Origin of the sequence: Halomonas sp. BC2 (assembly GCF_002078115.1) — a bacterium.
GTDB classification, from domain to species: domain Bacteria; phylum Pseudomonadota; class Gammaproteobacteria; order Pseudomonadales; family Halomonadaceae; genus Vreelandella; species Vreelandella stevensii.
Genome location: NZ_LFGT01000029.1, coordinates 62,668 through 86,882 on the forward strand (window position 1 = coordinate 62,668; position 24,215 = coordinate 86,882).

21 protein-coding genes and 1 pseudogene are annotated in these 24,215 nt (G+C 62.0%); 13 read left to right on the plus strand and 9 right to left on the minus strand.

Going from position 1 to position 24,215, the window contains the following annotated elements; all coding sequences use genetic code 11:
- The 7 genes and pseudogenes from B7L71_RS16410 to B7L71_RS16440 form a co-directional block, all read left to right on the plus strand.
- A pseudogene (locus B7L71_RS16410) lies at positions 1-299 on the plus strand (flagellar biosynthesis protein FlhF); the annotation flags it as partial.
- Positions 296-883 (plus strand): hypothetical protein, encoded by a 588-nt coding sequence (locus B7L71_RS16415; RefSeq protein WP_081139209.1) that lies wholly within the window; start codon positions 296-298, stop codon positions 881-883. The pseudogene B7L71_RS16410 and the gene B7L71_RS16415, both read left to right, overlap by 4 nt.
- A 195-nt stretch (positions 884-1,078) precedes the next feature.
- Positions 1,079-1,390: a flagellar protein FlhE gene (locus B7L71_RS16420; RefSeq protein WP_232710723.1), complete on the plus strand. Its 312-nt coding sequence runs from the start codon at positions 1,079-1,081 to the stop codon at positions 1,388-1,390.
- A 26-nt stretch (positions 1,391-1,416) separates the two neighbouring features.
- Complete coding sequence (locus B7L71_RS16425) at positions 1,417-2,121, plus strand: RNA polymerase sigma factor FliA (RefSeq protein ID WP_016915732.1); 705 nt, start codon at positions 1,417-1,419, stop codon at positions 2,119-2,121.
- A 39-nt stretch (positions 2,122-2,160) separates the two neighbouring features.
- Positions 2,161-2,979: a motility protein A gene (locus B7L71_RS16430; RefSeq protein WP_081139211.1), complete on the plus strand. Its 819-nt coding sequence runs from the start codon at positions 2,161-2,163 to the stop codon at positions 2,977-2,979.
- A 4-nt stretch (positions 2,980-2,983) separates the two neighbouring features.
- Positions 2,984-3,655, plus strand: a complete 672-nt coding sequence (locus B7L71_RS16435) for an OmpA family protein (RefSeq protein WP_081139212.1) — start codon at positions 2,984-2,986, stop codon at positions 3,653-3,655.
- A 23-nt stretch (positions 3,656-3,678) separates the two neighbouring features.
- Complete coding sequence (locus tag B7L71_RS16440) at positions 3,679-5,682, plus strand: sensor domain-containing diguanylate cyclase (protein ID WP_081139214.1); 2,004 nt, start codon at positions 3,679-3,681, stop codon at positions 5,680-5,682.
- Here B7L71_RS16440 and B7L71_RS16445 read toward each other — a convergent pair.
- The 3 genes from B7L71_RS16445 to uvrA form a co-directional block, all read right to left on the minus strand.
- The gene (locus B7L71_RS16445; protein ID WP_081139215.1) at positions 5,679-6,239 is read right to left on the minus strand and encodes a hypothetical protein; all 561 of its coding nucleotides are present in this window, start codon (positions 6,237-6,239) and stop codon (positions 5,679-5,681) included. The genes B7L71_RS16440 and B7L71_RS16445 overlap by 4 nt on opposite strands.
- A gap of 38 nt (positions 6,240-6,277) precedes the next feature.
- Positions 6,278-7,015: a Crp/Fnr family transcriptional regulator gene (locus tag B7L71_RS16450; RefSeq protein WP_016915737.1), complete on the minus strand. Its 738-nt coding sequence runs from the start codon at positions 7,013-7,015 to the stop codon at positions 6,278-6,280.
- A 128-nt stretch (positions 7,016-7,143) separates the two neighbouring features.
- Complete coding sequence (uvrA, locus tag B7L71_RS16455) at positions 7,144-9,987, minus strand: excinuclease ABC subunit UvrA (protein ID WP_081139265.1); 2,844 nt, start codon at positions 9,985-9,987, stop codon at positions 7,144-7,146.
- 184 nt (positions 9,988-10,171) lie between these two features.
- Here uvrA and B7L71_RS16460 point away from each other — a divergent pair, with 184 nt between their 5' ends.
- From B7L71_RS16460 to B7L71_RS16475, 4 genes are read left to right on the plus strand one after another with little or no spacing between them, the layout of a single operon-like run.
- The gene (locus B7L71_RS16460) at positions 10,172-11,551 is read left to right on the plus strand and encodes an MFS transporter (protein ID WP_081139267.1); all 1,380 of its coding nucleotides are present in this window, start codon (positions 10,172-10,174) and stop codon (positions 11,549-11,551) included.
- A gap of 41 nt (positions 11,552-11,592) precedes the next feature.
- Entirely contained in the window at positions 11,593-12,192 is a 600-nt protein-coding gene (gene ssb / locus B7L71_RS16465) for a single-stranded DNA-binding protein (protein WP_081139217.1), read from the plus strand.
- A gap of 58 nt (positions 12,193-12,250) precedes the next feature.
- A complete protein-coding gene (locus B7L71_RS16470; RefSeq protein ID WP_081139218.1) occupies positions 12,251-13,147 on the plus strand; it encodes a sugar nucleotide-binding protein in 897 nt (298 codons plus the stop codon).
- A complete protein-coding gene (locus B7L71_RS16475) occupies positions 13,144-13,869 on the plus strand; it encodes a lysophospholipid acyltransferase family protein (protein ID WP_081139220.1) in 726 nt (241 codons plus the stop codon). The genes B7L71_RS16470 and B7L71_RS16475 overlap by 4 nt, the downstream gene beginning before the upstream one ends.
- A 101-nt stretch (positions 13,870-13,970) precedes the next feature.
- Here B7L71_RS16475 and fabB read toward each other — a convergent pair whose 3' ends face one another.
- Entirely contained in the window at positions 13,971-15,188 is a 1,218-nt protein-coding gene (gene fabB, locus B7L71_RS16480; protein WP_081139221.1) for a beta-ketoacyl-ACP synthase I, read from the minus strand.
- A gap of 12 nt (positions 15,189-15,200) precedes the next feature.
- Positions 15,201-15,716: a 3-hydroxyacyl-[acyl-carrier-protein] dehydratase FabA gene (gene fabA / locus B7L71_RS16485; protein ID WP_016915744.1), complete on the minus strand. Its 516-nt coding sequence runs from the start codon at positions 15,714-15,716 to the stop codon at positions 15,201-15,203.
- 277 nt (positions 15,717-15,993) lie between these two features.
- Between fabA and B7L71_RS16490 the strand changes: the two genes are divergently transcribed.
- Positions 15,994-17,832 (plus strand): putative bifunctional diguanylate cyclase/phosphodiesterase, encoded by a 1,839-nt coding sequence (locus B7L71_RS16490; RefSeq protein ID WP_081139223.1) that lies wholly within the window; start codon positions 15,994-15,996, stop codon positions 17,830-17,832.
- A 255-nt stretch (positions 17,833-18,087) separates the two neighbouring features.
- Here B7L71_RS16490 and phrB read toward each other — a convergent pair whose 3' ends face one another.
- From phrB to B7L71_RS17815, 3 genes are all read right to left on the minus strand, one after another.
- Positions 18,088-19,500: a deoxyribodipyrimidine photo-lyase gene (phrB, locus tag B7L71_RS16505; protein ID WP_081139226.1), complete on the minus strand. Its 1,413-nt coding sequence runs from the start codon at positions 19,498-19,500 to the stop codon at positions 18,088-18,090.
- A gap of 30 nt (positions 19,501-19,530) precedes the next feature.
- Positions 19,531-20,451, minus strand: a complete 921-nt coding sequence (locus tag B7L71_RS16510; protein WP_170919525.1) for a MerR family transcriptional regulator — start codon at positions 20,449-20,451, stop codon at positions 19,531-19,533.
- 690 nt (positions 20,452-21,141) lie between these two features.
- The gene (locus B7L71_RS17815; protein ID WP_249273290.1) at positions 21,142-21,306 is read right to left on the minus strand and encodes an FAD-dependent oxidoreductase; all 165 of its coding nucleotides are present in this window, start codon (positions 21,304-21,306) and stop codon (positions 21,142-21,144) included.
- 200 nt (positions 21,307-21,506) lie between these two features.
- On the opposite strand from B7L71_RS17815, the gene B7L71_RS16520 reads away from it, so the two are divergent.
- Positions 21,507-22,409 carry a TIGR01777 family oxidoreductase gene (locus B7L71_RS16520; protein ID WP_081139229.1) on the plus strand — a complete coding sequence of 301 codons (903 nt, stop codon included), beginning with the start codon at positions 21,507-21,509 and terminating at the stop codon, positions 22,407-22,409.
- 30 nt (positions 22,410-22,439) lie between these two features.
- On the opposite strand, the gene rapA is transcribed toward B7L71_RS16520, so the two are convergent.
- Positions 22,440-24,215 (minus strand): RNA polymerase-associated protein RapA (gene rapA / locus B7L71_RS16525; protein WP_081139230.1); only part of this gene is annotated, 1,776 nt, incomplete at its 5' end.

The window sequence follows — 24,215 nt, forward strand, 5'->3', positions numbered from 1 at the left end:
AAAGCGATGGGCTGGCCGCACTTACCAGGCGTGCCTGGCAGCAGCTCAAGGACAATGACGGCGGTGAGGTCAGTCGTGAGCTGCGCCTGCTGATGGCCAGCGGCGCGGCAGCCGTGGCAGGCCATCTCGACCTGGCCGATGATGAGCACGGCCAAGCGCTGCGAACGGACCTGATTCGGTTACTGGGTAGCCAGCGCAAGCGTCGCGATACGGCGCTGCTGGATGCGCTGCTGCATGTACTGATGGCCCGCGATGCCATTCGTCAACTGGGCAGTGTCAGCCTCGAGGATGTGCTATGAAGGGTCAGGACCAGGCGGCAGGGCTGAGAAAATGGGCAGATCTACAGCGTCAGCAGCGCGGCGAGCAACAGGAAGAAGCGCAACAGGAACCGCAAGAGGCAATGGACGTTGACGTGCCGTCCGCGGATACTGCGTCAGCCGCCACTGCCACTTCGCCAGAGGTCACCACGGCGGCGGCCAATGTGTCGCCGCCGCGTCCAACGCGGACACTGGTGGTGGTGGGCCTGAGCTCAGCGGGCGCCGTGCAGGTAGACAAGGTCAAGGGGCGCCTGGCCCAGTGGGCGTCGCTGGGGCGCCAATGGGCGGGTGATCCGCAGGAGTGGGACATCAAGGTAGCCCAGCCAGAGACAGGGTCGCTGACGGCCCTGGCCGAGCGCTACCCCCATTGGGCGCTATGGGTCAACAGCGATGCCGAAGCCTTTGCGAGCATGTACCGCGCGCTGCGCCAGATGCGCGAGCGGGGCGGGCCAGCGCGTTTGCTGGCGCTGCACGAGCCCCACCTGCCGCGGCAGGGGCTGCTCGACAACTTGCGTGATGCCGCCGAGCATTACTTGCAGATAGAGCTGTTGCTACTGGCGCGCTGATGGCCCCATGACAAGGTGCCGCCCATGGTTCTACACAAGAGGTCGCTCAACACGATGCGTCGGCAAACATTGATCCACGTTGTAAAGTGGTCGACAGTGACACGCAGAGCGCGCTGCTCAAGCGCAGCGCTCCTGATGCTGGCGTTTGGGTTCGCCAGCTCGGTGCTAGCGGCCACGGGGAGCTGGAGCAGCCAAATGCCCTCGGTGATGGTGGCCATGAGCGATCGGGCAAGCAGTAGCCAGGCCATCAGCCCCCCTGCGGGCGTACCGCTGGGAAGTGCGACGTTGGCGAGAGTGCAATGGCGTTTCGAGACGCCTGCCCACGTGCCTGTCAACGCCTGGCTGTGCCATCCTGAACAGTGTGTGCCCTTGGGGAGCGCGCGTGGCAGTACCATGGCACTGTCCGGCCTGAGCGCCAGCGAACCGCTCTATATGCGTTTTGCGCTGTCGCCGGGGCAGCGACCCGTGCGGGTGCAGGGGTTACAGGTCATCGTGAACTATCAGTAAAGATCGTTTAGCCGTGAGGCGATAGGATGTATACAGCACAAGGCAGGATCAAGCAGAGTGAGCTGTTGACGCAATACATGCCACTGGTGAGACGTCAGGCCTTGACGCTGCAGGTCAGATTGCCCGCCAGTATCGAGCTGGATGATCTGATTCAAGCGGGTATGGTGGGCTTGCTGGAGGCGCTGGGTCGCTTTGATGCCGCACAGGGCGCGACGTTTGCCACGTTCGCCAGCCAGCGCATCCGGGGGGCCATGATGGATGAGCTGCGCACTCGGGATTGGCTGCCGCGCAGCGTGCGCCGCTCTGCCCGGGCGGTCGATGAAACCGTGCGCCGTTTGGAGCAGGTGCTGGGCAGGCCCCCCGAAGAGACGGAAATCGCGCAGGCATTGGATATGCCATTGAGTGACTATCAGCAGCTGCTGAATGACACCAACAGCGGTCAGTTACTGCCTTTCGAGGAGCTGGTGGCCGATGGCGGTGAGCCAGCGGGTGACGAAGGCAGCGCCAATCGCCCGTTCGAGCAGCTGCTCGATGAGCAGCAGCGGCGCACGCTCATCGAAGCCATTGAGGCGCTGCCCGAGCGTGAAAAACTGCTGATGGCTCTGTATTACCAGGAAGAGATGAACCTCAAGGAAGTGGGAGCGGTACTGGGTGTGACCGAGTCGCGAGTATCGCAACTGCATAGTCAGGCCGTTAGTCGCCTTCGTGCTCGCTTGAGCGACCAGCATTAACCCTCTTACCCTCTCACGTTAACCGGCAAGGAACCGTTGATGAACCCCTCTACGCTGATCGGCATATTTGCCAGCATGCTGTTATTGGTAAGCGTGCTGTTCTTCACCGCAGAATCACCCGAAAGCTTTATCAATTTGCCTGGCCTTGCCATCGTCATTACCGGCACCCTGGCAGCGACATTCATCAGCTACCCCCTGAAGGAGGTGCTGCGGGTGGTGCGCCTGGTAGGGCTGGTATTCCGCCGCGAGAATACCTACGTGCGCGACGATATCAGCGAGTTGGTGGCCATGTCGCGGTTATGGTTCAAGGGCGATGTGCGAGCCGTGGAGCGGGAGCTGGAGCACACGCGCAACCCGTTTCTGCGCACCGGGATTCAACTGGTCATTGCCAATACCAAGGAAGATGAAATTTTTGACATGCTGCGCTGGCGAATCGCACGTCTGAAGGCGCGGGAGCATGCCGAAGCACAGATTTTTCGCACCATGGCCACCTATGCGCCGGCCTTCGGCATGATCGGTACGCTGGTGGGGTTGGTCAACATGCTGGAAGTCATGGATGCGGGCGATCTGCAGGTGATTGGTCCGCGCATGGCCGTGGCGCTGCTCACCACGTTCTACGGTATTTTGCTGGCCAATCTGGTCTTCAAACCCATTGCCGTCAAGCTGGAGCGGCGCACCGAAGAGCGGTTGATCACCATGAACATGGTGTTGGAAGGCATTTCACTGATTACCAAGCGTCGCCTGCCGTCGTTCATCGAAGAAACGCTGAACTCGTTCGTGGCCAACTACCACGATGAAATTCGTGATGCGAGCGTCAAGCCGCGCCCGGATGCCGACCCGGCGCTGAAGAAAGGGTAGCCCCATGCTCAATCAGGATGCACGGCATGCGCTGGAGCTGCCTGCGGCAGCAAGCGAGAGCGATGAAGGGTGGCTGACCAGTTACCTGGACGTCTTGACGCTGCTGATTACCCTGTTCGTGCTCTTGCTGGCGCTGACGCCTCCTGGCGGTGGCGAAGGGAGGGAGAGCGATGCCATGGGGCCGGCCAGTGCCATCATGGCCATGCCGTTGGCCTCATTGGCCACTGGTATTCATCCACGTCACGACGGCGTGCAGCCGCAGATGGCCGGGCTGGATATTCCAGGAGTCAGTGTCTCGCAGGGCCGTGAAGGCATCACCCTGCGCATCGACGACAGCCTGTTGTTTTCCAGTGGTAGCGATGTGCTAACGCCCCAGGGCCTGATCGTGTTGGAAGGTCTCACGTCGGTACTCCAAACGTTCGAAGGCCAAATATCGGTGGAAGGACATACCGATAATGTGCCCATTGCCACCCCGCGCTTTCCTTCCAACTGGGAGCTTTCCACGGGGCGAGCCATTGCCGTGGTACGCCAGTTGGAGCGCCAGGGTATCGCCATTTCTCGTATGCGGGCAGTTGGCTATGCCGACACCCAACCCATGGAAAGCAACGCGACCGCGGAAGGGCGAGCTGCCAACCGACGCGTTGAACTGCTGCTCAAGCAGCAGGTCGAGGGGTAAAGCTCTATCTCGAGGCTATCTTTGTGTCGACGCATCACTCTCGACTGCAATCCTTTGGCGCCGTGCTGGTGCTCGATCCCGACTGTCGGCAAATTCAGGCCGCCAGCCGTAACCTCGGCGCATTACTGGGGGGCGCCCCCGAGCCCCCTCCTGCGACGCTCACGACCTTATTGGGGAAACAGCTTTGCCAGCGGTTGCGTCGTGAACTGCAGGGCCAGCCGCGCCTGGCCGGCCCGCTCACCTTTCGGCAGGCTACCGTCAATACGCGCTTTCAACTACAGGCTTATCGGACAGATCGGCACGTCGTCGTCGAGATAGAGCCGCTGACCTCTCTGGGCAAACAGCGCTTACTGGGAACGCTCAATGAACGCCTGGTACGCTTGGCCGAAGCAACGCACCAGGAGGAGTTGCTGGACTATCTGGTCAGTGCCGTTCAGGCGCTGACCGGGCACGAGCGCGTCTCGGTGTGCCACTTCGACGGCGACTGGCATGGTCTCATCGTGGCCGAAAAGCGTGCGGGCCGATTACCTGCGCTCAAGGGGCAGCGATTCCCCGCCAGTGACTTCCCACTGGCCCTGCGGCGCGCTTACGAGCGCCATGCGGTGCGTTTGATTCAAGACGTGGCCGCCGATACAGAGCCGCTGGAGCCTGCCCATGTCACGGTCAACCTGAGCGACTGTTTTTTGCGTGCACCGGCTGCCGAGCGGCGTGTCTACCTGCAACGGCTGGGGGCACGTAGTGCCTTCAGCGTGGCCATGCAGAGCGATACCGGCCTGTGGGGGCTGCTGTTCTGTCATTCGGCCCATGCGCACCCTGTTGCGCCCCCGGTGCGCGATGCGGTGCGTACCCTGGTGCATATGGCAACACAGCGATGGCTACTGTTGCGCGCGCGCCAGGAGGCGCGTTACTTGCAGCGGGTACAGGATAGTCTGGTGCTGTCGGTCTCTGCCCAGCAGGAGCCCAAAAGCCCTCAGCAGATTCTGCATGAGCAGGCTGAGTCCTGGTGCGGACTGTTTCGTGCTCAGGGGGTTGCGCTGTGGCGCAATGGCAGCGTGTGCTCGGCGGGGGTCGTGCCCCTCTCCACGGTGGTATGTCAGTTGGTCAAGCGTATCGACAGAGGACATCGCCATGGGGGGCCGTGGTGTACCCGCGAGGTGGCTGCCGAGCCGCTGACGGCCTCGCTCAGCATGCCGGAGCAGTGTGGTGTTCTGGCCGTGCCGCTGTCCATCAGCCCTTCACAACGGGACTGGCTGCTGTTCTTCCGACCGGAGCAGGTGGAAACCCTCTACTGGGCCATGCGGCCAATGTCGGCGGCCACGGCGACCGCGTTACCGGTGGCGCCATCGGCGGCATGGAGTGAGGAAGTGGTAGGTAAAAGCGAAGCGTGGCAGCGCGTCGAGCGTCTAGCGGCTGTCGATCTGGGTGAAAACCTGACGCTGGCCATTTCGGCTTACGAAATCAGCACCCTCAATATGCACCTCGAGCAAGAGCGCAAGGCGCTGGCTCTGGCCAACCAGCGGCTGGAACAGCTGGCCCACTTCGATCCACTGACCCAGGTCTGGAACCGCTACCGTATCGAGCAGGCTATCGATGCCGAGTTGGTGGCGGCCAAGCGCTACGGCGCCGCATTTGCGCTGCTGCTGTTTGATGTGGATCACTTCAAGCAGATCAACGACGCCTATGGGCATGGCGTGGGGGATGACGTACTGGTCTCGCTGGCCCGGCTGGTGGAAACGTCGCTGCGGGGCTGCGACCATCTTGGCCGCTGGGGCGGCGAAGAGTTCGTCGTGCTGGCGACGCACTCCGATGAAGAAGCGGCCATGGGTCTGGCTGAACGCCTGCGCAGCCTGGTGGCCACGCTGCATGTCAGCGGGTTGGACCAGCCCATCACCGTGAGTATCGGTGTGGCAATATGGCAGCCGGGCGATAGCTGCAAGACGCTGATGTCGCGGGCCGATGTGGCCATGTACCGAGCCAAGCGCAGCGGTCGCAATCGCGTGGAAGTCGCTGAGCCGCGATCAGATTAACCTTCTGGCGCGCTCTCCTCGCACAGCTGCTGCATACGCGCGATGGCGCGGTCTGCGCCGTTGAGGCTGAAGGTCATGTACCAGGGCTCCTGCTCGTTTTGGTCGAAGCCCAGGAACAGCTGCTCACCGGTGCGCATCTGGGCCATCAGTGTGTCGAGATCGCTCAGGTAAAAGTGCGCGTAGAAGCCGTCATCGCCGCGCTCGGTGATGAACTCGGCCATGGTGTCCACGATGGGTTGGTTATCGATACGCAGCCGGGTAGGCACCAGATTGACGGCGCGGCTCTCGCCCTGCTGCTGTGCCAGGGTCACGCGCATTTCCAGCCAGGGGAGGTCGCATACCCCTTGGGTGGTATTGAGGCTCAAGGTGGCATCGGAGTAGCTGTGGGTCTCGACAGCACGAAAATGGCGCTCTTCGCCCAGTGACAGCGCCATCGATGACCAGTGTTCATGGGGTTCGGCGTGCTCCACGTTGAACGTGGCCGCCTGGACGAGCTGGGCGTTGCCCAGCAGGCTCCCCCCCAGTATCGCCAGCAGTGTACGGCTCTTGACGGGCATAAGCGGTATCATCGTTGAAGGTCTAAAAGATAGGGCGTTCAAGCTTCCAGCAACGGCCTGACGTTGTCGGTCAGGTAGCAGTCGTCGAACTCTCCTTCGGTAGCCAGCGCATCGAGGTCCGGAATGGTGACATGGTGCCGGTCACGAAACACCAGACCGTCTTCGCTGAGTGCGGTGAAGGTTCGGCTGACATGAACCGGGCTCAAGCCCAGGATGTCGGCCAACTGCTCCTGTGACAGGGGGAGGCGGAACTGCCCGCTGATATCGTCGTTGGTCTGGCGCAAGCGCAGATACATTTCATGTAGGAAATGGGCCATCTTCTTGCGCGCGCTGCGCCGTGCCAGGTTGACCAGCCGTTCGGTCAGCAGCGCTTGCTGTCGGCTGGCAATGGCAAACATCACCGACGTGAGCGACAGCGACTCGCGGAAGACCTCCAGCATACGCTTGTGGGGAAAGTGGCAAATGACGCCGTCGCTGATCATGCGGACATTTTCAAGGCGCTGGGAAAACGCAAACTCCCGCAGGCCGATGATGTCACCGGGCAGGAAAACCTCCAGAATCTGACGGTCGCCGTTTTCGAGGTGCCGGTAGGAGTAGGCCCAGCCGCTGCGCAGCGTGCAGAACTCATTGGCCGGTGCGCCCATCTCCCAGAGCACCGTGCCTGCCTTGATGTTGGTGGGGCTCTCTTCCAGCGAGGCCAGCAGCGCTTTCTCGTCATCGTTGAGCGAGCAGTAGTGGCTAAAGTGGCGGATAATACAGCTTTTGTCCTGTTCCACAGCGTGTGTCTCCTCACAGGAAGCAACCATTGTTAAGCAGTCTCGCTGCTTACTATAAGCAGTCAGCGCCGCCTTTTCCTGAATTTTTTGGCCGCTGCCTAAACGCTTGGGCAGCGGCCATGATGCGCCTAGCGTGTGGCACGGCTGCCACGTTCGAGTAACGGTGCCAGAAAGCGCCCGGTGTGCGATACCGTCTGTTTGGCCAGCTGTTCAGGGGGGCCCTCGGCGATGATTTGACCTCCGCCCGAACCGCCTTCCGGCCCCAGATCGATCAACCAGTCGGCCGTCTTGATGACATCCAGGTTATGCTCGATCACCACGATGGTATTGCCGTGGTCGCGCAGTCGGTGCAGCACCGTCAGCAGCTGGCGGATATCCTCGAAGTGCAGGCCAGTGGTGGGTTCATCCAGAATGTAGAGGGTTTTGCCGGTGTCACGCTTGGCCAGCTCGCGCGCCAGCTTGACCCGCTGAGCTTCGCCCCCGGAAAGCGTCGTGGCGCTTTGCCCCAAACGGATGTAGGAAAGCCCCACATCCATGAGCGTTTGCAGGCGTCGGGCGATGGCGGGCACGGGGCTGAAGAAGGCCAGCGCATCTTCCACCGTCATCTCCAATACCTCGTGGATGGTCTTGCCTTTGTAGTGGATATCCAGGGTTTCGCGATTGTAGCGCTTGCCCTTGCACACGTCACAAGGGACGTAGATATCCGGCAGAAAGTGCATCTCCACCTTGATCATGCCTTCGCCCTGGCAGGCTTCGCAGCGGCCGCCCTTGACGTTGAAGCTGAAGCGCCCGGGTTTGTACCCCCGGGAACGAGCCTCCTGGGTACCGGCGAACAGCTCACGAATAGGCGTGAAAATGCCGGTATAGGTGGCCGGGTTGGAGCGCGGGGTGCGGCCGATCGGGCTCTGGTCGATGTCGATGACCTTGTCGAGCTGGTCCAGGCCTTCCACCTTCTCGTAGGGAGCCGGTGTCAGGGTGGTGGCCCGGTTGAGTTCACGGGCGGCAATCGGCATCAGCGTGCCGTTGATCAGCGTCGACTTGCCGGAGCCGGAGACGCCCGTCACGGCAATGAACAGCCCCAATGGCAGGCTGAGGGTGACATTTTGCAGGTTGTTGCCCGTGGCACCGCGCACCACCAGTTGCTTCTCGGGATTGCCCGGGATCCGGTAAGGCGGGACGGCGATTTCGCGGCTGCCAGAGAGATACTGGCCGGTCAGCGAGTTCGGGTTGTCCATCACCTGCTGCGGCGTGCCCTGGGCGACGATCTCGCCCCCATGGACACCTGCACCGGGGCCGATATCCAGCACGTGGTCCGCCGCGCGGATGGCATCTTCGTCGTGCTCGACGACGATCACGGTGTTGCCCAGGTCGCGCAGCCGCTCCAGCGTCTTGAGCAGACGGTCGTTGTCCCGCTGGTGCAGCCCGATGGAGGGCTCGTCCAGGATGTACATGACGCCCACCAGGCCAGCGCCGATCTGGCTAGCCAGACGGATACGCTGGGCCTCGCCCCCGGAGAGCGTGTCGGCGCTGCGTTCGAGGTTCAGGTAATCAAGCCCCACGTTGACCAGAAACTCCAGGCGAGCATGGATCTCGTTGACGATCTTGTCGGCAATTTCTCCCTTGCGCCCGGGCAGCGATAGCGCGCCAAAGTAGCGCCATGCCTCGCCAATCGGCAGGTGGACGATATCCGCGATGTTGCGGTCATCGACATACACATGGCGAGACTCCTTGCGGAGCCGCGAGCCGTGGCAGGCGGTGCAGGGCTGAACCGCAATGTATTTGGCCAGATCGTCGCGTACCATGCTGGACTCGGTTTCCCGGTAGCGGCGCTGCATGTTGGGCAGCACCCCTTCAAAGGCATGCTCACGGGTGACTTTCCGGCCACGGTCTCCCACGTAAACGAAGGGGACCAGCTCGCCACCACTGCCGTTGAGGATGATGTCCCGCTCGTGGCGGGCCAGCTCCTGCCAAGGCGTTTCCAGTTCGAAGCGGTAATGCTTGGCCAGCGCCTGTAGCTGAGTAAAGTAATAAATGTTGCGCCGGTCCCAGCCCTTGATCACGCCTTCCGCCAGGGAAAGCTCGGGGTGGCTGATCAGTTTCTCCGGGTCGAAGTACTGCTGGATGCCCAGGCCGTCGCAGGTCGGGCACGCCCCTGCCGGGTTGTTGAACGAAAACATCCGCGGCTCCAGCTCGGAGAGCGAATAGCCGCAAACGGGGCAGGCAAAGCGGGACGAGAAGACCAGGTCATCCTGCTCGCCGTCCATGAAATGCACCATGGCGGTGCCGTCGGCCAGGTTCAGGGCCGTTTCGAAGGATTCCGCCAGGCGCTGGGCGATATCGTCACGTACCTTGAAACGGTCCACGACCACGCTGATATCGTGCTTCTTGCGCTTGTCCAGCGGCGCTATGTCGTCCAACTCCAGCACCTGGCCATCGATCTGGACGCGCACGAACCCCTGCGCGCGCAGTTCGGACAGCAGCTGTAAATGCTCCCCCTTGCGGCCTTTGACGACCGGCGCCAGCAGCATCAAGCGGGTGCCTTCCGCCAGGTTCATGACCTGATCGACCATCTGGGAGATCGTCTGAGCTTCCAGGTCCTCGCCATGCTCTGGGCAGCGAGGGGTGCCGGCACGGGCAAACAGCAGGCGCAGGTAGTCGTAAATCTCGGTAATCGTGCCAACCGTCGACCGAGGGTTGTGAGAGGTGGATTTTTGCTCGATGGAGATGGCCGGAGAGAGCCCTTCGATGTGATCCACATCGGGCTTTTCCATCATCGATAGAAACTGGCGCGCATAGGTGGAGAGCGATTCCACATAGCGCCGCTGGCCTTCGGCGTAGAGCGTATCGAACGCCAAGGACGACTTGCCGGAGCCTGACAGGCCGGTAATCACGATCAGCTTGTCACGGGGCAGCTCCACATCGATCTGCTTGAGGTTGTGGGTGCGGGCACCCCTGACCAGAATGCTGTCCATCAACACCTCGAATCGCGTGGCAAAAGCGTAATTATACGGTTGCTGTACCCCTTCCGGCAAAACTGTCTCGCTTCGCTGCAGCGTGGCGGGCATTTCATGCTTGGCGTTTCCAGCGTGCCGACAAAGCGCTAGAATGGGCGGTTATCTCAGGCCGTTCGGCCCACTCATCGTACACAAGGGTTCTATGCGCAAGGTTTCTGCACTGCTGCTGGCTGCCGAGCGCCGAGCCATCAGCGGCTTGGCCGGTCTCTACGCATCTCGCATGCTGGGACTCTTCATGGTGCTGCCGGTGCTGGCCTTGTATGCCGATACGCTGGAAGGGGCGACGCCGTTACTGGTTGGTCTGGCGTTGGGCGTGTATGGCCTGACTCAAGCGGTTCTGCAGATTCCGTTTGGCTGGCTGTCGGACCGGATCGGTAGAAAGCGAGTGATTGCCATGGGCCTGCTGATTTTTGCAGCAGGCAGTGTCGTGGCCGCCACGGCGGATACCATTGGTGGCGTGATCGTCGGCCGCGCGCTGCAGGGTAGCGGCGCCATTGCGGCGGCCATCATGGCGCTGCTGGCCGACCAGACCCGCGAGCAGGTACGCACCGTTGCCATGGCGACCATTGGCCTCTCCATCGGTGTGTCCTTTGCCGTTGCCATGGTGCTGGGACCCTGGCTGGCGTCATGGGGAGGGCTGTCGAGCCTGTTCTGGTTCACGGCACTGCTCACGTTGGTGGGCCTGCTGGTGCTGTGGCGCTGGGTGCCGCCAGCGCCCAGGCGCCTGCGCCATCGGGATGTCGGGCTGGACCGTCAGCAATTCAAGCGTGTCATTACCCGCCCGGACCTGTGGCGTCTGGACGTGTCGATTTTTGCTCTGCACCTGGTGCTCATGGCCATTTTCGTGGCCGTGCCGTTCCGCTTGCTGAACGCCGGGGTAGCGGTGGAGTACCATGGACTGGCCTATCTGGCCATCATGGGACTGTCGTTTGTCGCCATGGTGCCGCTGGTGATCGTGGCCGAAAAGCGCCAGCGCATGAAACTGATGTGCCTGCTGGCCATTGGGGCCATTGTGCTCAGTTTGGCGGCGCTGGGGCTACCGCTCTCCCAGGGGCAGTGGCTGTTTGTCTGGCTGCTGGTGTTTTTTACCGGCTTCAATTTGCTGGAGGCCACTCTGCCATCCATGCTAAGTAAACTGGCGCCTGCCGGAGCAAAAGGCACCGCCATGGGCGTCTACTCCACCAGCCAGTTCCTGGGCGCGTTTTTGGGCGGTACCCTGGGGGGCTGGCTGGCGCACACCTGGGGGCTGGACGCCGTGTTCATCGGTTGTGCGGTGCTGGCGCTGTGCTGGTGGCTGGCCATGTGCGGCATGCCGTCACCGCCGCCGCTCTCCAGTGAAGTGGTGGCGTTGCAGGATACCCAGGCCGATGCCATGGACCTACTCATGGAGCACCTGGCCGATGTGGCGGGTGTCGAAGATGTCATGGTCGTGCCGGAAGAGCGCCTGGTATATTTGAAAGTCAATCGTAAAGAGCTTGATCAGGCGGCACTGGCCCGGTTGATTCCGCCTCCGCGGCCCTGATCAATGAGAGACCATCACCGTTTACGACAAGGAGCGACCTTATGGCGCGCGGTATCAACAAAGTTATTCTGATCGGTAATCTGGGCCAGGATCCGGAAGTGCGTTTCACTCCGTCCGGTACAGCGGTCGCCAACCTGAACCTGGCCACCTCGGACACCTGGATGGATCGCCAGAGCGGCCAGCGGCAGGAGCGTACCGAATGGCACCGCGTGGTGCTGTTCAACAAGACGGCTGAAATTGCCCAGCAGTACCTGAAAAAAGGTTCCAAGGTCTATATCGAAGGTCGTCTGCAGACGCGTAAATGGCAGGACCAGAATGGCCAGGACCGTTACAGCACTGAAATCGTCGCCAACGACATGCAGATGCTGGATGGTCGCAGTGGTGACTACCAGGGGGGCGGTGCGCCGCAGGGTGGCTATGCCCAGCAAGCGCCTGCCCAGTCTGCGCCGCCGCAACAGCATTACCAGCAGCCGCCTCAGCAGGCACCTCAGCAGGGTGGCTACGCTCCGCAACAGAACGCCGCGCCTCAGCGTGGCGGTGCGGCGCCTCAGCAGCAGCCGCCTGCGCATCAGCAAAACAGCAGCTACGGTGCTCCGGATCCCGGTAACTTCGACGATTTTGACGACGAAATTCCGTTCTGATCGCCATGCCGTGCTGGGCGTTGCCGCCACCCTACCGGGTTGAGAAAAGGGGTCTGTCTTGAAGCTGCTAATACTGAATGCAGGACACTGCTTGAGCTTGGCATTGGCCCGTGAGGCAAGTCGGCGCTCGGATACCGAGTTGGTGATTGAGCAGGGCGTGAGCGTTTCTCCAGACCAGCTGGCGGCCATCGCCCCGGAGGCGGTGATCATTCCGCCTCTGTCGCATCCCCTCAGCATGACGCCCGCCGATGTCTATGCCCATGCCGATGCGGTGGACCAGTGTGTCGACGCCTGTCGGGCGGCTGGCATTGCCCTGGTGTGGTGCGTGTCCGACCAGCTCTACGAAGAGGGGTTCGAGATCCCGATCGACGAGCATGTCGTGCCGGCCCCCCGTGATGAGTGTTTGCGCCGCCTGGTGCAGACCGGTGACCGTATTCGCGCGGAGTATCACCGCCACTTGATCGTGCGGCTGGGGCCGCTGTTCGCCCTGGAAGGTAGCCATGCCTGGCTCAATGAAGTCATCGACAGCTTTGTAGCAGGCCAGCCCGTGCGTGCGGCCGAAGACGTGATTTTTTGCCCTACCTCGGCGGATGCCGTGGCCATGGCGCTGGTGGGCATGCTTCAGCAGCAAGCCTGCGGGGCCGATGCCTGGGGGGCGTATCACCTGGCAGGCACCGAGCCGGTCAGTGCGTTTACGTTCGTCTCCATGGTGCGCACCCAGCTGGCCACCCATCTCGAAGGGCGTGGCGAAGCGGTCGAGCTGGGTGAGGTGCAGGCGTTGAACCACCATCACGATGCCAAGCTGCGGCGGGTGCTGAACTGTCGCCGTGTGCTGGACGTCTTTGGCGTACACCAAAAGCCTTGGCGGCTCGAGGTAGGGCGGATGCTGGATGCCTGGTGCCTGACCCGCACTCAGCCGACCGTCACCGGTACTGGAACAGGAGAGTCCGCTTGATGAATGTGGTACGCAGCCTGGTGTTTTATCTGGGCTATTTTTCAGCCATGCTGCTGATTGGTGTGCTGTTCCTGCCCGTGGCACCGTTTCTTCCCCTGGCGGCGCGCTATCGTCTGTTGAACCTCTACAACTACTTCCTGATGGTCTGGTTTCGGCTGGCCTGTGGGGTACGTTACGAAATTCAAGGGCGCGAACATATTCCTGCGGGGCCTTGCGTCATTCAGGCCAACCACCAGTGTGAGTGGGAAACGCTGTTCCTGCAGGTCATGAAGCCGCCGGTCTGTACGGTGCTCAAGCGAGAGCTGCTGCGTATCCCTGTGTTTGGCTGGGGGCTGCGCCTGCTGCGCCCCATTAGCCTGGATCGCTCCAGGCCTGCTCGGGCCATGAAACAGGTGCTGACGCAGGGGGTGGAGCGTTTACACGGCGGACTTTCGGTGCTGATCTTTCCCGAAGGCACGCGTGTCGATCCTGGGGTGCGCAAGCGCTACAACAAGAGCGGTAGCGTGGTCGCCTGCCGTGCCGGTGTGCCGGTGCTGCCGGTGGCGCACAATGCCGGTGAGCGTTGGCCGGGTCGCCAGTGGGTCAAACGCCCGGGTGTCCTGCGTGTGCGCATTGGCCCGCCCATCGACACCGCTGGGCGTACCCCAGACGAAGTATTGGCTGATGTGGAGGCGTGGATCGAAGGGCAGCTTCGCGAGATCTCCGAGGTGCCCAGGCCTTAAAAGCCGTTGCTCCAAAGCCAGTGCCCTGACAAACAGCGCACACGCTGCACCCACACAAACGGCGCCCTTGGGCGCCGTTTGTGTTGGACGTTGAGACCGGATCAGCCGGTATAGCGCTGGAACACCAGGCAGGCATTGGTGCCGCCGAAGCCAAAGCTGTTGGACAGCACGCGGTCAATGGTGGCGTCATCGCGGCGTTGGGTCACGATATCGAAACCATCGGCTTGCTCGTCCAGGTGTTCGACATTGGCCGAGGCCGCCACGAAGCGGTGCTGCATCATGAGCAGCGAGTAGATCGCTTCTTGCACGCCGGTGGCGCCCAGCGAGTGGCCCGTCAACGATTTGGTAGAGCTCATGGCAGGCGTTGTGTCGCCAAAGACGCTACGGATCGCCTTCAATTCGGCCACATCGCCCACGGGGGTCGAGGTGCCGTGGGTATTGATGTAGTCGATGCTGCCATCGACGGTCGCCATGGCCTGACGCATGCAGCGCATGGCGCCTTCGCCAGACGGCGCGACCATGTCATGGCCATCGGAGGTTGCGCCGTAGCCGACCAGCTCGCCATAAATTTTGGCGCCGCGTGCCTTGGCATGTTCCAGCTCTTCCAGCACCAGCATGCCGCCGCCGCCCGCGATGACGAAGCCATCACGTGCCTGATCATAGGGGCGAGAAGCGTGCTCAGGAGTGTCGTTATAGTGGGTAGACAAGGCCCCCATGGCATCGAAAAGGCACGATAGCGTCCAGTGCTCTTCTTCACCGCCGCCTGCAAACACGACATCCTGCTTGCCTAGCTGAATCTGCTCCATGGCGCTGCCGATACAGTGAGCCGAGGTGGCGCAGGCAGAGGAGATGGAGTAGTTGATGCCCTTGATCTTGAACGGCGTGGCCAGACACGCCGAGACCGTGCTGCCCATGGTACGGGTGACCCGGTAAGGACCGACGCGACGCAGGCCTTTTTCGCGCATGACGTCGGCGGCTTCTACCTGGTTGGCGCTGGAGGCGCCGCCAGAGCCGGCAATAAGGCCGGTTCGCTCGTTGGAAACCTGCGCTTCGGTCAGGCCTGAATCTTCGATGGCTTGGGCCATGGAGACATAGGCATAGGCGGCTGCATCACCCATGAAGCGGCGCAGCTTACGATCGATCAGTGCGTCCAGGTCGATATCGACGCTGCCTGCCACGTGGCTTCTGAAACCGCGCTCGGCGTACTCTTCCTTGAACCGAATACCGCTACGCCCGCTCTTGAGCGCGCCCAGGACCTGTTGCTGGTCGTTGCCCAGGCAGGACACGATGCCAAGGCCGGTGACTACCACTCGTCGCATGGGAGCCTCCTGTTAAAAATTCGCAGTGGAGGTGAATAGGCCAACGCGCAGGTCATTGGCCTGGTAGATGTCGCGCCCGTCGACGGACACGGTGCCATCGGCAATGCCCAGAATCAGTCGGCGCGTAATGATGCGCTTCACGTTGATCCGGTAGGTTACCTTTTTCGCATCGGGCAGAATCTGCCCGCTGAACTTGACGTCGCCACAGCCCAGGGCACGGCCCCGGCCAGGGTGACCCAGCCAACCGAGGTAGAAACCGACCAGCTGCCACATGGCATCCAGGCCCAGGCAGCCGGGCATGACCGGGTCGCCCGGGAAGTGGCAGTCAAAGAACCACAGGTCAGGGGTGATATCCAGCTCGGCGATCAATTCGCCCTTGCCGTGCTCACCGCCCTCTTCATGGATGTGAATGATGCGGTCAAGCATCAGCATGTTGGGGGCAGGCAGCTGTGCGTTGCCAGGGCCAAACAGCTCGCCGCGTGAGCAGGCCAGCAGTTCTTCGCGATCAAAGGAATGTTGCTTGGTCACTGAATCGTTCCGAAAGTCAAAAATGGTGGTTGCGCCTAGTCTACTTCCCGAAACCGCTGAATGCACGCCGCAGGCGTCTTATCCTGTGTTTTTAAGGCGCATCGTGACTGCCAATGACGACCATGGTCGCGTACGGATGCGGCACTCCATGCGCGAAATTGCCTAATCAACGGATGATTCACGTAATATGATCTATCCAGGGGTGGGGTAAGGCGGCATGATGTCATCCATACCGTTGCCGACGTAGTGACTGCTGAATAGGACAACAAGAAACGCCATGTGGCTGCCTATCTCGATGAATCGTCCTTTGGTCTGGGTGGCGCTGACTGCGCTGCCTGCCTGTGTCTGGATCCCGGATGCCGCGCTGCGCATGGTGGCGGCTGGTCTGGTTTCGCTGGGCTTGTGGGACGCCTGGCAACAGGTGCGCCAGCAGCGCTTGCGCTTGCGACTTTCCCTCGATGCCATTGGGCTGGCAGGGGACGCGATCGTGATTAGTGATGTCGATAACCGGGTCCTGATGGTCAACCCTGCGTTTACCGATATTACTGGATATGACAGCCAGGAGATAGTCGGCCGCAAGTTGGAGACCCTTGCCGCGCCGCGCCACGACAAAGCCTTCTATCAGAATTTCTGGAACACGCTGAAGGCCACCGGGCGTTGGGAAGGCGAGGTGTGGAACCGCCGCAAGCATGGCGACGAATACCCCGAATGGCTGAAGGTGCGTGCCGTCACCGACCGCCGCGGCAATATCACCCATTTCATCAGTCTGTTTGCCGATATTTCGGCGCAGAAGGCCCGCGAGCGCGACCTGCGCCGCATCGGCTATGAAGACCCCCTGACCGGGCTGCCCAATCGCCGCCGCCTGCATGACCTGATGGCATCACGCTTGCGCCACCTGCGTGCGGGAGAGAGCCTGGATATTGCGCTGATCGATATAGACGGCTTGAAATCGGTCAACGACAGCCTGGGCGTAGAGTACGGAGACCGCCTGCTGGCACGCTTTGCGCAACGGTTGGCCAGTTACATGGCAGGCAGTGTTGTGGGTCGACTGGGCGGCGATGAGTTCATGGTCATTCGCACCACTACCTTCGATGACCATGACAAGTGGATCATGACCTTGCGCGACCATATGGGGCGCCCGTTTGAAATCAACGACCAGTCGCTGCGCCTGGGGCTCTCCATCGGTAGTTGCCGGGCACCCGAAGATGGGCGTGATTCCGGCGTACTGTTCCAGCGCTTGGAGTCTGCGCTGTACAGCGCCAAGCGGCTGGGGCGTAACCATAGCCAGCGTTTCCGGCCGGCGCTCGACAAGCAGGACAACCCTCAACTGGCGCTGGTGAGTGACCTGCGCGCGGCGCTGATCTCGGGAGACCAGCTGGAGCTGCACTACCAGACCCAGCATCATCCCGGTACCGGCGAGCTGATGGGAATGGAAGCGCTGCTGCGTTGGCGCCACCCGCAAGACGGCATGATTTCACCAGGAGACTTCATTCCGTTGGCCGAGCGCCACGGCCTGATGGCCGAGCTGGGCAGTTGGGTCATCGAGAAAGCCTGCGCGCAGCAGGCCCATTGGCAGAACAGCGGCATGCCCAAGGTCACGGTGTGGATCAATATTTCGGCACTGCAGCTGTTTCAGGGCGATCTGGAAACGCAGTTGGCGACCTGCCTGGAGCGCTATCAGCTAAAGCCTGCCCAGATCGGCCTGGAGCTGACCGAGTCGGTGCTGCTCGACGAGCGTGCCGGTGACATGGGGCCGCGATTGCAGGCGTTACGCGATCAGGGGTATGCCATTGCCATTGACGATTTCGGCACGGGCTATTCGTCGCTGGGTTACCTGAAACGGCTGCCGGTCGACAAGATCAAACTGGACCGCGCCTTCATTCGCGATCTGCCCCATGATCAGGCCGATGCTGCAATCGTCACAGCCGTTCTTGCCATGGCGGCGGGGATGGGGCTCGACGTCGTCGCGGAAGGCGTCGAAACCCAGGCGCAGTGCCAGTTTCTGATCAAGGCGGGCTGTACCCTGGTGCAAGGGTTCTATTTTGCCAAGCCGCTCTCTGCCGCTGAGCTGGAGCAGCGCTGGTTGCCGCCACCCTTGGCGGAAGGGGCCAACTGATCAGCTCACGACGCTGGGTTGATAGCGGCGCATGTAAGTGCTGATGCCCCAGCAGCGCGAACACGGCAATGATGGCGCTGGCCGCCTCGTCCGCACTGACCTGCATGGGCATGGGGAAGTCGTTGCGATCCGTGAGAGGGGGCTTCACGAACCCAGGGCGAAATAGCGTTCCAGTGCTTGCCTACCCTCAATGTGATGGAGCGGATCGTTGAAAAAAACTTCTTCAGTATATGCCTCGTATGGTTTTTATCTGGCCTACTTCGACAAGGCCTTGAAGGCGTCCAGGGCACGTTGACGGGCGGCCTTGTGGTCGACGATGGGGGAGGGGTAGTCCACCGGGTTCAGCATGTCCTGTGGTGGCGCATGACGCGCCTTGGCGGGCAAGGAAGCCAGCTCTGGTAGCCAGTGGGCGATGAAGGCCCCTTCAGGGTCGAAACGCGTTGACTGGGTGGTGGGGTTGAAGATACGGAAGTAGGGCGCAGCGTCCGTGCCCGTGGAGGCCGCCCACTGCCAGCCACCGTTGTTGGCGCAAAATTCGCCATCGACCAGATGGCGCATGAAAAAGGCTTCCCCACGCCGCCAGTCGATCAATAAATGCTTGCTCAAGAACATGGCGGTGACCATGCGCAGTCGGTTGTGCATCCAGCCGGTCGTCACCAATTGGCGCATGGCCGCATCCACGATGGGGTAGCCGGTACGCCCTGCGCACCATGCCGCAAACCCCTCATCGTCATCACGCCAGGCCAGATCGCGGGTGTGTTCCTGAAAGGGTTGATAGCGGCATACCTGGGGAAAGCCCACGGTCACATGCTGGTAGAACTCCCGCCAGATCAGTTCGTTCACCCAGGTCGTGAGCCCGGCATCCCCGTCTGCCAGGTGGCCGTCGTTTTCGCTCATCACGGCTTGTAAACATTGGCGATACGAGATCATGCCCAGCGCCAGGTAAGGCGAAAGCTCACTGGTACCACGTACGTTGGGGAAGTCGCGCTGTCGTTGGTAGTGCCGCCCGCGAAAGCGTAGAAAGCGCTCCAGGTGATCGCTGGCCGCGTTTTCGCCTGCAGGCCATTGGCGGCCATCCACGGGGGAGTCCTCGAGCTCGGGGAGGGCGGGCAGTGGATCACTGGGCAGGTCCAGAGGCGATTGCGCCTGAGGCGTATCGCGTAGTGCCAGCTGCTCCTGAGTTACCTGCTTGTGCCACGCCTTGGCGAAGGGGGTGAACACGCCATAGTAATCGCCCTTGCCGGTGAGCAGGCTTCCCGGGGCAAAGGCAATGGCATCATGGTGGCCCTGTGCCGTCAGGCCCGCGTGTTTGAAAGCTTCCAGAACGGCCTGGTCGCGGCGCTGCTCGTTCAGCGGGTACTCGTAATTGAAGTGCAGCTGCTGAACGCCGTGTTTCTGAGCCAGCGCGAGCAGTACGCTGGGTGCGTCATCGAAACTGTCGATATCCCGATGCAGCAGCGGGATATTGAGGCCGGTCAAGGACTCCTTGAGGGAATGTACACCGCGTGCCCAGAAGTCGAGCTTGTTGGTGCCATGCCCATGGGCACGCCACTGTTCGATACTGCGCAAGAAGACAGCGACCACCGGGCCTTTGGCGGCGGCCGCCGCCAGGGCGGAGTTATCGTGAACACGCAGGTCGCTGCGTAGCCAAACCAACTGCAGATCCATGTGCACTCCCGTGGCGTGGCCTGTCGGGCGCTAGAGAATGCCTGATTCGCGTAGCAGCGGGCGCAAACGCGCCACGGCCTGAGGCAGGTCATCGCCCAGCATGTGTACCGGGCCGTCGCGCAGCTCTGTTTCACGCAGTCGGGCGACTTCGCCGCACACGCCGACCGGTACGCCCAAACGCTCGGCCGCCTTGGGCAGGTCGACCCGAATGTAGTGGTCGTTTTCGCGCTGACCGCTGGAGAGCAACACCATGGAAGAGTGCAGACGCGACACCGCCTGGGGCAGATCTTCCAGTGCCAGCGAATGGTCGAGCAGCTGTACACGGTAGCCCTGTTCGCTGGCCATCAGCGCACACATCAACACCCACAAGGGGCCTGGGTCGTCGGGCATGGCGGTCAGCAGCAGCAGCGGGCCGCGGGTAGCCTGGTTGGCATAGTGCAGGCGAATGCCCACCTGGCTACGCAGGAAGGATTCGAAGGTGCGCCGCACCAGGTCGTCCGGCTGAGCGGCCCATTTGGCTTCCAGGCTCAAAATGACCGGCTGCCAAAGTTCGTTGATGGCCACGCTGAGCGGGTAGAGCGCCAGGCTTTGGTGATACAGCGCCTCGAGTTTGGGCAGGTCGACCGCTTCGATGATGGCTTGCAGCTGCTGCCGTTGGCTGGCCCAGTCGCCGGCATCCAGCGCGGGGGTTTCCACGGTTTCCGGCTGGTCCAGCAGGTCGGCGACCTGACTGACCGGCACGCCACGGTTGAGCCATTGCAGAATACGTTCGATGCGACTGATGTCGTCCTGTGCGTAAAGCCGGTGCCCTTTTGGCGTGCGTTGCGGACGAATCAAGCCGTAGCGTCGCTCCCAGGCGCGCAGGGTGACCGAGTTCACACCCGTCAGACGGGAAACTTCCCGAATCGGATAGAGCGGAGTATCGGGTGGGTGGGTCGCCTTGTTGCTCATGGGCGCCATTGCCTCTTGGTTGCCTGCAACAGGTATTGCAGGGGTCTGTCTGTAATTGCCGTGTCGCTACGTCGATGAGCCGATAATCGCTGAGATAGCGTCACGCTATTATAGGCACCTTTGTACAACTTGTGGCGGCTAGGTACAACCTCTGTGGCTTCCATGCTCCTGTACTCCTGTCGTGGTATTCATTAGACCGACCGGCCTATTAAGGCCCTGCCCAGCCCATTGCCGGATAACCAGGCAGCCTCGACGCGGCTGCCTTTCCAGCTGTCACCGCATAGTGCGATACCTTGCTGGCTGTATAGGTATCCCTATCCGTTTGGCTTGGCGGGTTGGGCGTATCGCCAGCGATGATGACGACGCGGCTGAAGGCCCCATGATGGTTTCCTGCAGCGTCTTTCAAATGCCATGCGCCATCCGCCACCCGCTTCGAGCGCGACGATACGCGGTTCCGAAAGGAGGGCCGTGTGTGCATGAAGAGCGATGGCGTCTATCAGATACCGAGTCAGCGCACTCATGCGCGGAGCTCCGGTATAACGCAACTGGCCGTCATCGTGTGTTTGCCAACCGGATGCACTAGCCTGATGAGTGCACGTTGGCCAAGGGGCCACGCAGCCTGCGTCTTGCCACTGGGCGAGCTGTTGGGCGAAATCGGCATTGCGCACGGTAAATGCCTGAGCGCCCAGATCAAGCGTCGCCGCGGTGCGGCCCTCGCGCCTTGTTGAATAGGCTGACCGTTACGCCTTGCTGTGCCAGCAGGTGGGCGCAGGCCAGTCCTGACATGCCTGCGCCAATAATGGCCACGGCGTCGTGTGGAGTCAGCGCAGGGGGGGCAGCAAGGTGTTGGGGCATGGCAGCTCGCGAAGTGGACATCATGTTGAAGAGTGATTCTATTGTAGCAATTATGTATAGATATCGTGCAATTTAAAAAGTTGCAATACGGATGGTCGACTCGCCCGCTGCACCCAGCGACGGCGTTTTGCCATAGGTGATGGATAGATCATGGATAGGTGATGGAGTGCAGGGGCTATCCAGCTTCAGGAGGGAATACCATGCGAGTACTGATTACCGGCGGCAGCGGATTCGTGGGGCAGCGGTTATGCCCACAGCTGATTGCCCAAGGGCACGACGTGCAGGTGGTGTCGCGCACGCCCCACAAGGTACGCGGAAAGCTGCCCCCCGAGTGTGATATTCGCGACAGCGCGCAGGCATTTATCGATACGCCCCCCGATGCGCTGGTGAACCTGGCAGGGGAGTCGATAGCCGCCAAACGTTGGAGCGCCGAGCAAAAGGAGCGGCTGATTCGCTCGCGGGTCGACAGCACCCAGCAGCTGGTGGCGCTGTGCGAGCAGTTGGCGGCCAACGGACAGCCGTTGCCTGCGGTCCTGGTCAGTGGCTCGGCCATGGGGTATTACGGCGATCAGGGCAGCAAAGTCGTGAATGAGGCTACCCCGCCCCACGATGAGTTTGCCCATCGGCTGTGTGCCCAGTGGGAAGCCGCTGCCAAGCCGGTGGAAGCTTTGGGGGTTCGGTTGGCCATTCTGCGCATAGGCCTGGTGCTGGAGGCAGGCGGCGGCACCCTGCAAAAAATGGTGCCGCCTTTCAAGCTAGGGCTGGGTGGGCGGTTCGGCGATGGTCAGCAGTTCATGCCCTGGGTCCATCGAGACGACCTGGTGGCTGCCATTATCTTCTTGATCAACGGCTCTGGTCTGTCGGGCGTTTTCAACGGCAGCGCACCGCACCCGGTGACCAACGCCGAATTCACCCAGGCGCTGGCCAGGCAACTGCATCGTCCCGCCATTTTCCCGGTACCTGCCTTGGTGCTGAAGGCGGGCTTCGGCGAGATGTCACAGCTGCTGTTGACCGGCGCGGATATGCGACCGGCACGACTGCTCGAGGAGGGATTCAGCTTTCAGTACCCGACGCTATCGAAAGCGCTGGCGGCCATTTTCTAGCCGCCAGCAAGCCGCTGGGCTAGGCGTTCTCTAGGCGTTCGGGTCAACGGTGATGATGACCCGCACCGAGTCGAGCCGCAGGCGAGTGTTTTCGATGGCATCGCTGAGCGCCCGGCGCTCCTGCTTGAGGGCTTCCAGCTCCTCGCTGCGCACTGCCGGGTTGTGCTCTGCCAACGCCGTCAGGCGGGCCAGCTCGGCATCCAGCTGAGCACGCATGCGCGTTTCGGCGGCTTCCACAATGCTGGGCAGCTCCCGCTCGGCCTCGCTCTCCCCTTGGGTCAGCAGGTCACGCAGCTGGTCATGACGGCTCTTGATCAGGTCACGGGCCAGCGACTTGTTGACCTTCTGCAGGTTTTTGCCCAGCCCGGTAAAGGAGATCTTGCTGGTCAGATTGGCCCCGGACTCATCCAGCAGCACCCGGACGGCCGTGGGGGGCAAAAAGCGGTTCAGGTGCAGCGCTTTAGGCGCAGGGCAGTGGGTGCGGAAGATCAGCTCGGCCATCAGTCGACCGCTGGGAATGGCCGGATGGCGCAGCAGCGCCAGGGCAGTATTGCCCATGGTGCCATCCAGAATGCGGCCCATCATCTCGCGCAGCAGCGGGTGCTCCCAAGAGAGGCGTTGCACGTCATCCCGCGCCAAGGCCTGGCCACGGCTGTAGGTGGCAGAGAAGCCCTCTTCCCCTTTGACCAGCCCCGGCAGCCCGTCCAGCATGTGCTGGCTGGGCTGCAGGTGCAGCAGGCCATTGCCAATTTCCTGGCTATCGACCCCGAAGATATCCAGCGCACGCTCCACGTAGCGGGGCAGTGCCGGGTCTTCATCCAGCTCACGTACCGCATCAATGACCTGTTGCGCCTGGGCCGGGCGGCAGGCGTTCAGCTCCAGCAACCGGTTGCGGCCCGCGTCGCGCTCGGCCAGTTTGGCGGTGAACATTGCGTGGGTTTCGTCGATGATCTCGGTAAGCGCCTCATCGTCGAGCAGCGCATCGGCCAGCGCGTCGCCAAAGGCGTCGAACAGGTCGCTGCCAATGCCGTGGGGCGCGCTGAAAGCGGCCATGCCTTCGTCGTACCAGCGCTGTAGTCGCTCCCCCGGGCTGCCGATGAAGCTGGGGACGTGCAGCTCGATGGCGTGGCGTTGGCCAATCCGGTCGAGGCGGCCAATCCGCTGCTCCAGCTGGTCCGGGTGCTGGGGCATGTCGAACATCACCAGATGACGACAGAACTGGAAGTTGCGGCCTTCGGAGCCGATCTCGGAGCACACCAGCACCTGGCAGCCATCTTCCTCGTCGGCGAAAGCGGCGGCGGCGCGGTCGCGCTCCACCAGCGACAGCCCTTCGTGGAAGACCGGTGCCTGGTAGCCGCCCAGCACACGCAGGCCTTCGGCCAGCCCTTCGGCGGTTTCGCGGTGGTGGGCAATGACCAGCACCTTGTCGTTGGCAAAACCGTCTTCGCTGTCGTCACTGAGCTTTTCCAGCAGCCAGTTGACCCGGGGGTCGATATGCCACCAGGGTTCACCGTTCAGCGGATCATTGCTCAGCTCGCGGTACATGGCATCCGGGTAGATCAGTACGTCCGGGTGGTCCATGCCGGTTTCGATGAGCAGCTCGTCCAGATAGTCCTCGTCGCGCTCCAGGCGGCGCAGCACTCGGCGATAGGCGGAGGGCAGCTCCAGCTTGGTCAGGTGCAGCCGCCGCTCCGGGAAGCCGCCCACGTGGCGTCGGCTGTTGCGGAACATGACGCGCCCGGTGCCGTGACGGTCGAGCAGCGCATCGCGCAGTTGGGCACGGGCCGCGTCCTGCTGTTCAGAGCT

Excerpts from the sequence above, each read along its gene's own strand:
- B7L71_RS16445 (WP_081139215.1), bottom strand. The coding sequence starts at position 6,239 with ATGCCCGTCAAGAGCCGTACACTGCTGGCGATACTGGGGGGGAGCCTG.
- B7L71_RS16490 (WP_081139223.1), top strand. The coding sequence starts at position 15,994 with ATGTGGCTGCCTATCTCGATGAATCGTCCTTTGGTCTGGGTGGCGCTG.
- B7L71_RS16420 (WP_232710723.1), top strand. The coding sequence starts at position 1,079 with ATGCCCTCGGTGATGGTGGCCATGAGCGATCGGGCAAGCAGTAGCCAG.
- B7L71_RS16435 (WP_081139212.1), top strand. The coding sequence starts at position 2,984 with ATGCTCAATCAGGATGCACGGCATGCGCTGGAGCTGCCTGCGGCAGCA.
- B7L71_RS16520 (WP_081139229.1), top strand. The coding sequence starts at position 21,507 with ATGCGAGTACTGATTACCGGCGGCAGCGGATTCGTGGGGCAGCGGTTA.
- B7L71_RS16430 (WP_081139211.1), top strand. The coding sequence starts at position 2,161 with ATGAACCCCTCTACGCTGATCGGCATATTTGCCAGCATGCTGTTATTG.
- B7L71_RS17815 (WP_249273290.1), bottom strand. The coding sequence starts at position 21,306 with ATGCCCCAACACCTTGCTGCCCCCCCTGCGCTGACTCCACACGACGCC.
- B7L71_RS16460 (WP_081139267.1), top strand. The coding sequence starts at position 10,172 with ATGCGCAAGGTTTCTGCACTGCTGCTGGCTGCCGAGCGCCGAGCCATC.
- ssb (WP_081139217.1), top strand. The coding sequence starts at position 11,593 with ATGGCGCGCGGTATCAACAAAGTTATTCTGATCGGTAATCTGGGCCAG.
- B7L71_RS16510 (WP_170919525.1), bottom strand. The coding sequence starts at position 20,451 with ATGAGCAACAAGGCGACCCACCCACCCGATACTCCGCTCTATCCGATT.
- B7L71_RS16425 (WP_016915732.1), top strand. The coding sequence starts at position 1,417 with ATGTATACAGCACAAGGCAGGATCAAGCAGAGTGAGCTGTTGACGCAA.
- phrB (WP_081139226.1), bottom strand. The coding sequence starts at position 19,500 with ATGGATCTGCAGTTGGTTTGGCTACGCAGCGACCTGCGTGTTCACGAT.
- uvrA (WP_081139265.1), bottom strand. The coding sequence starts at position 9,987 with ATGGACAGCATTCTGGTCAGGGGTGCCCGCACCCACAACCTCAAGCAG.
- B7L71_RS16415 (WP_081139209.1), top strand. The coding sequence starts at position 296 with ATGAAGGGTCAGGACCAGGCGGCAGGGCTGAGAAAATGGGCAGATCTA.
- fabB (WP_081139221.1), bottom strand. The coding sequence starts at position 15,188 with ATGCGACGAGTGGTAGTCACCGGCCTTGGCATCGTGTCCTGCCTGGGC.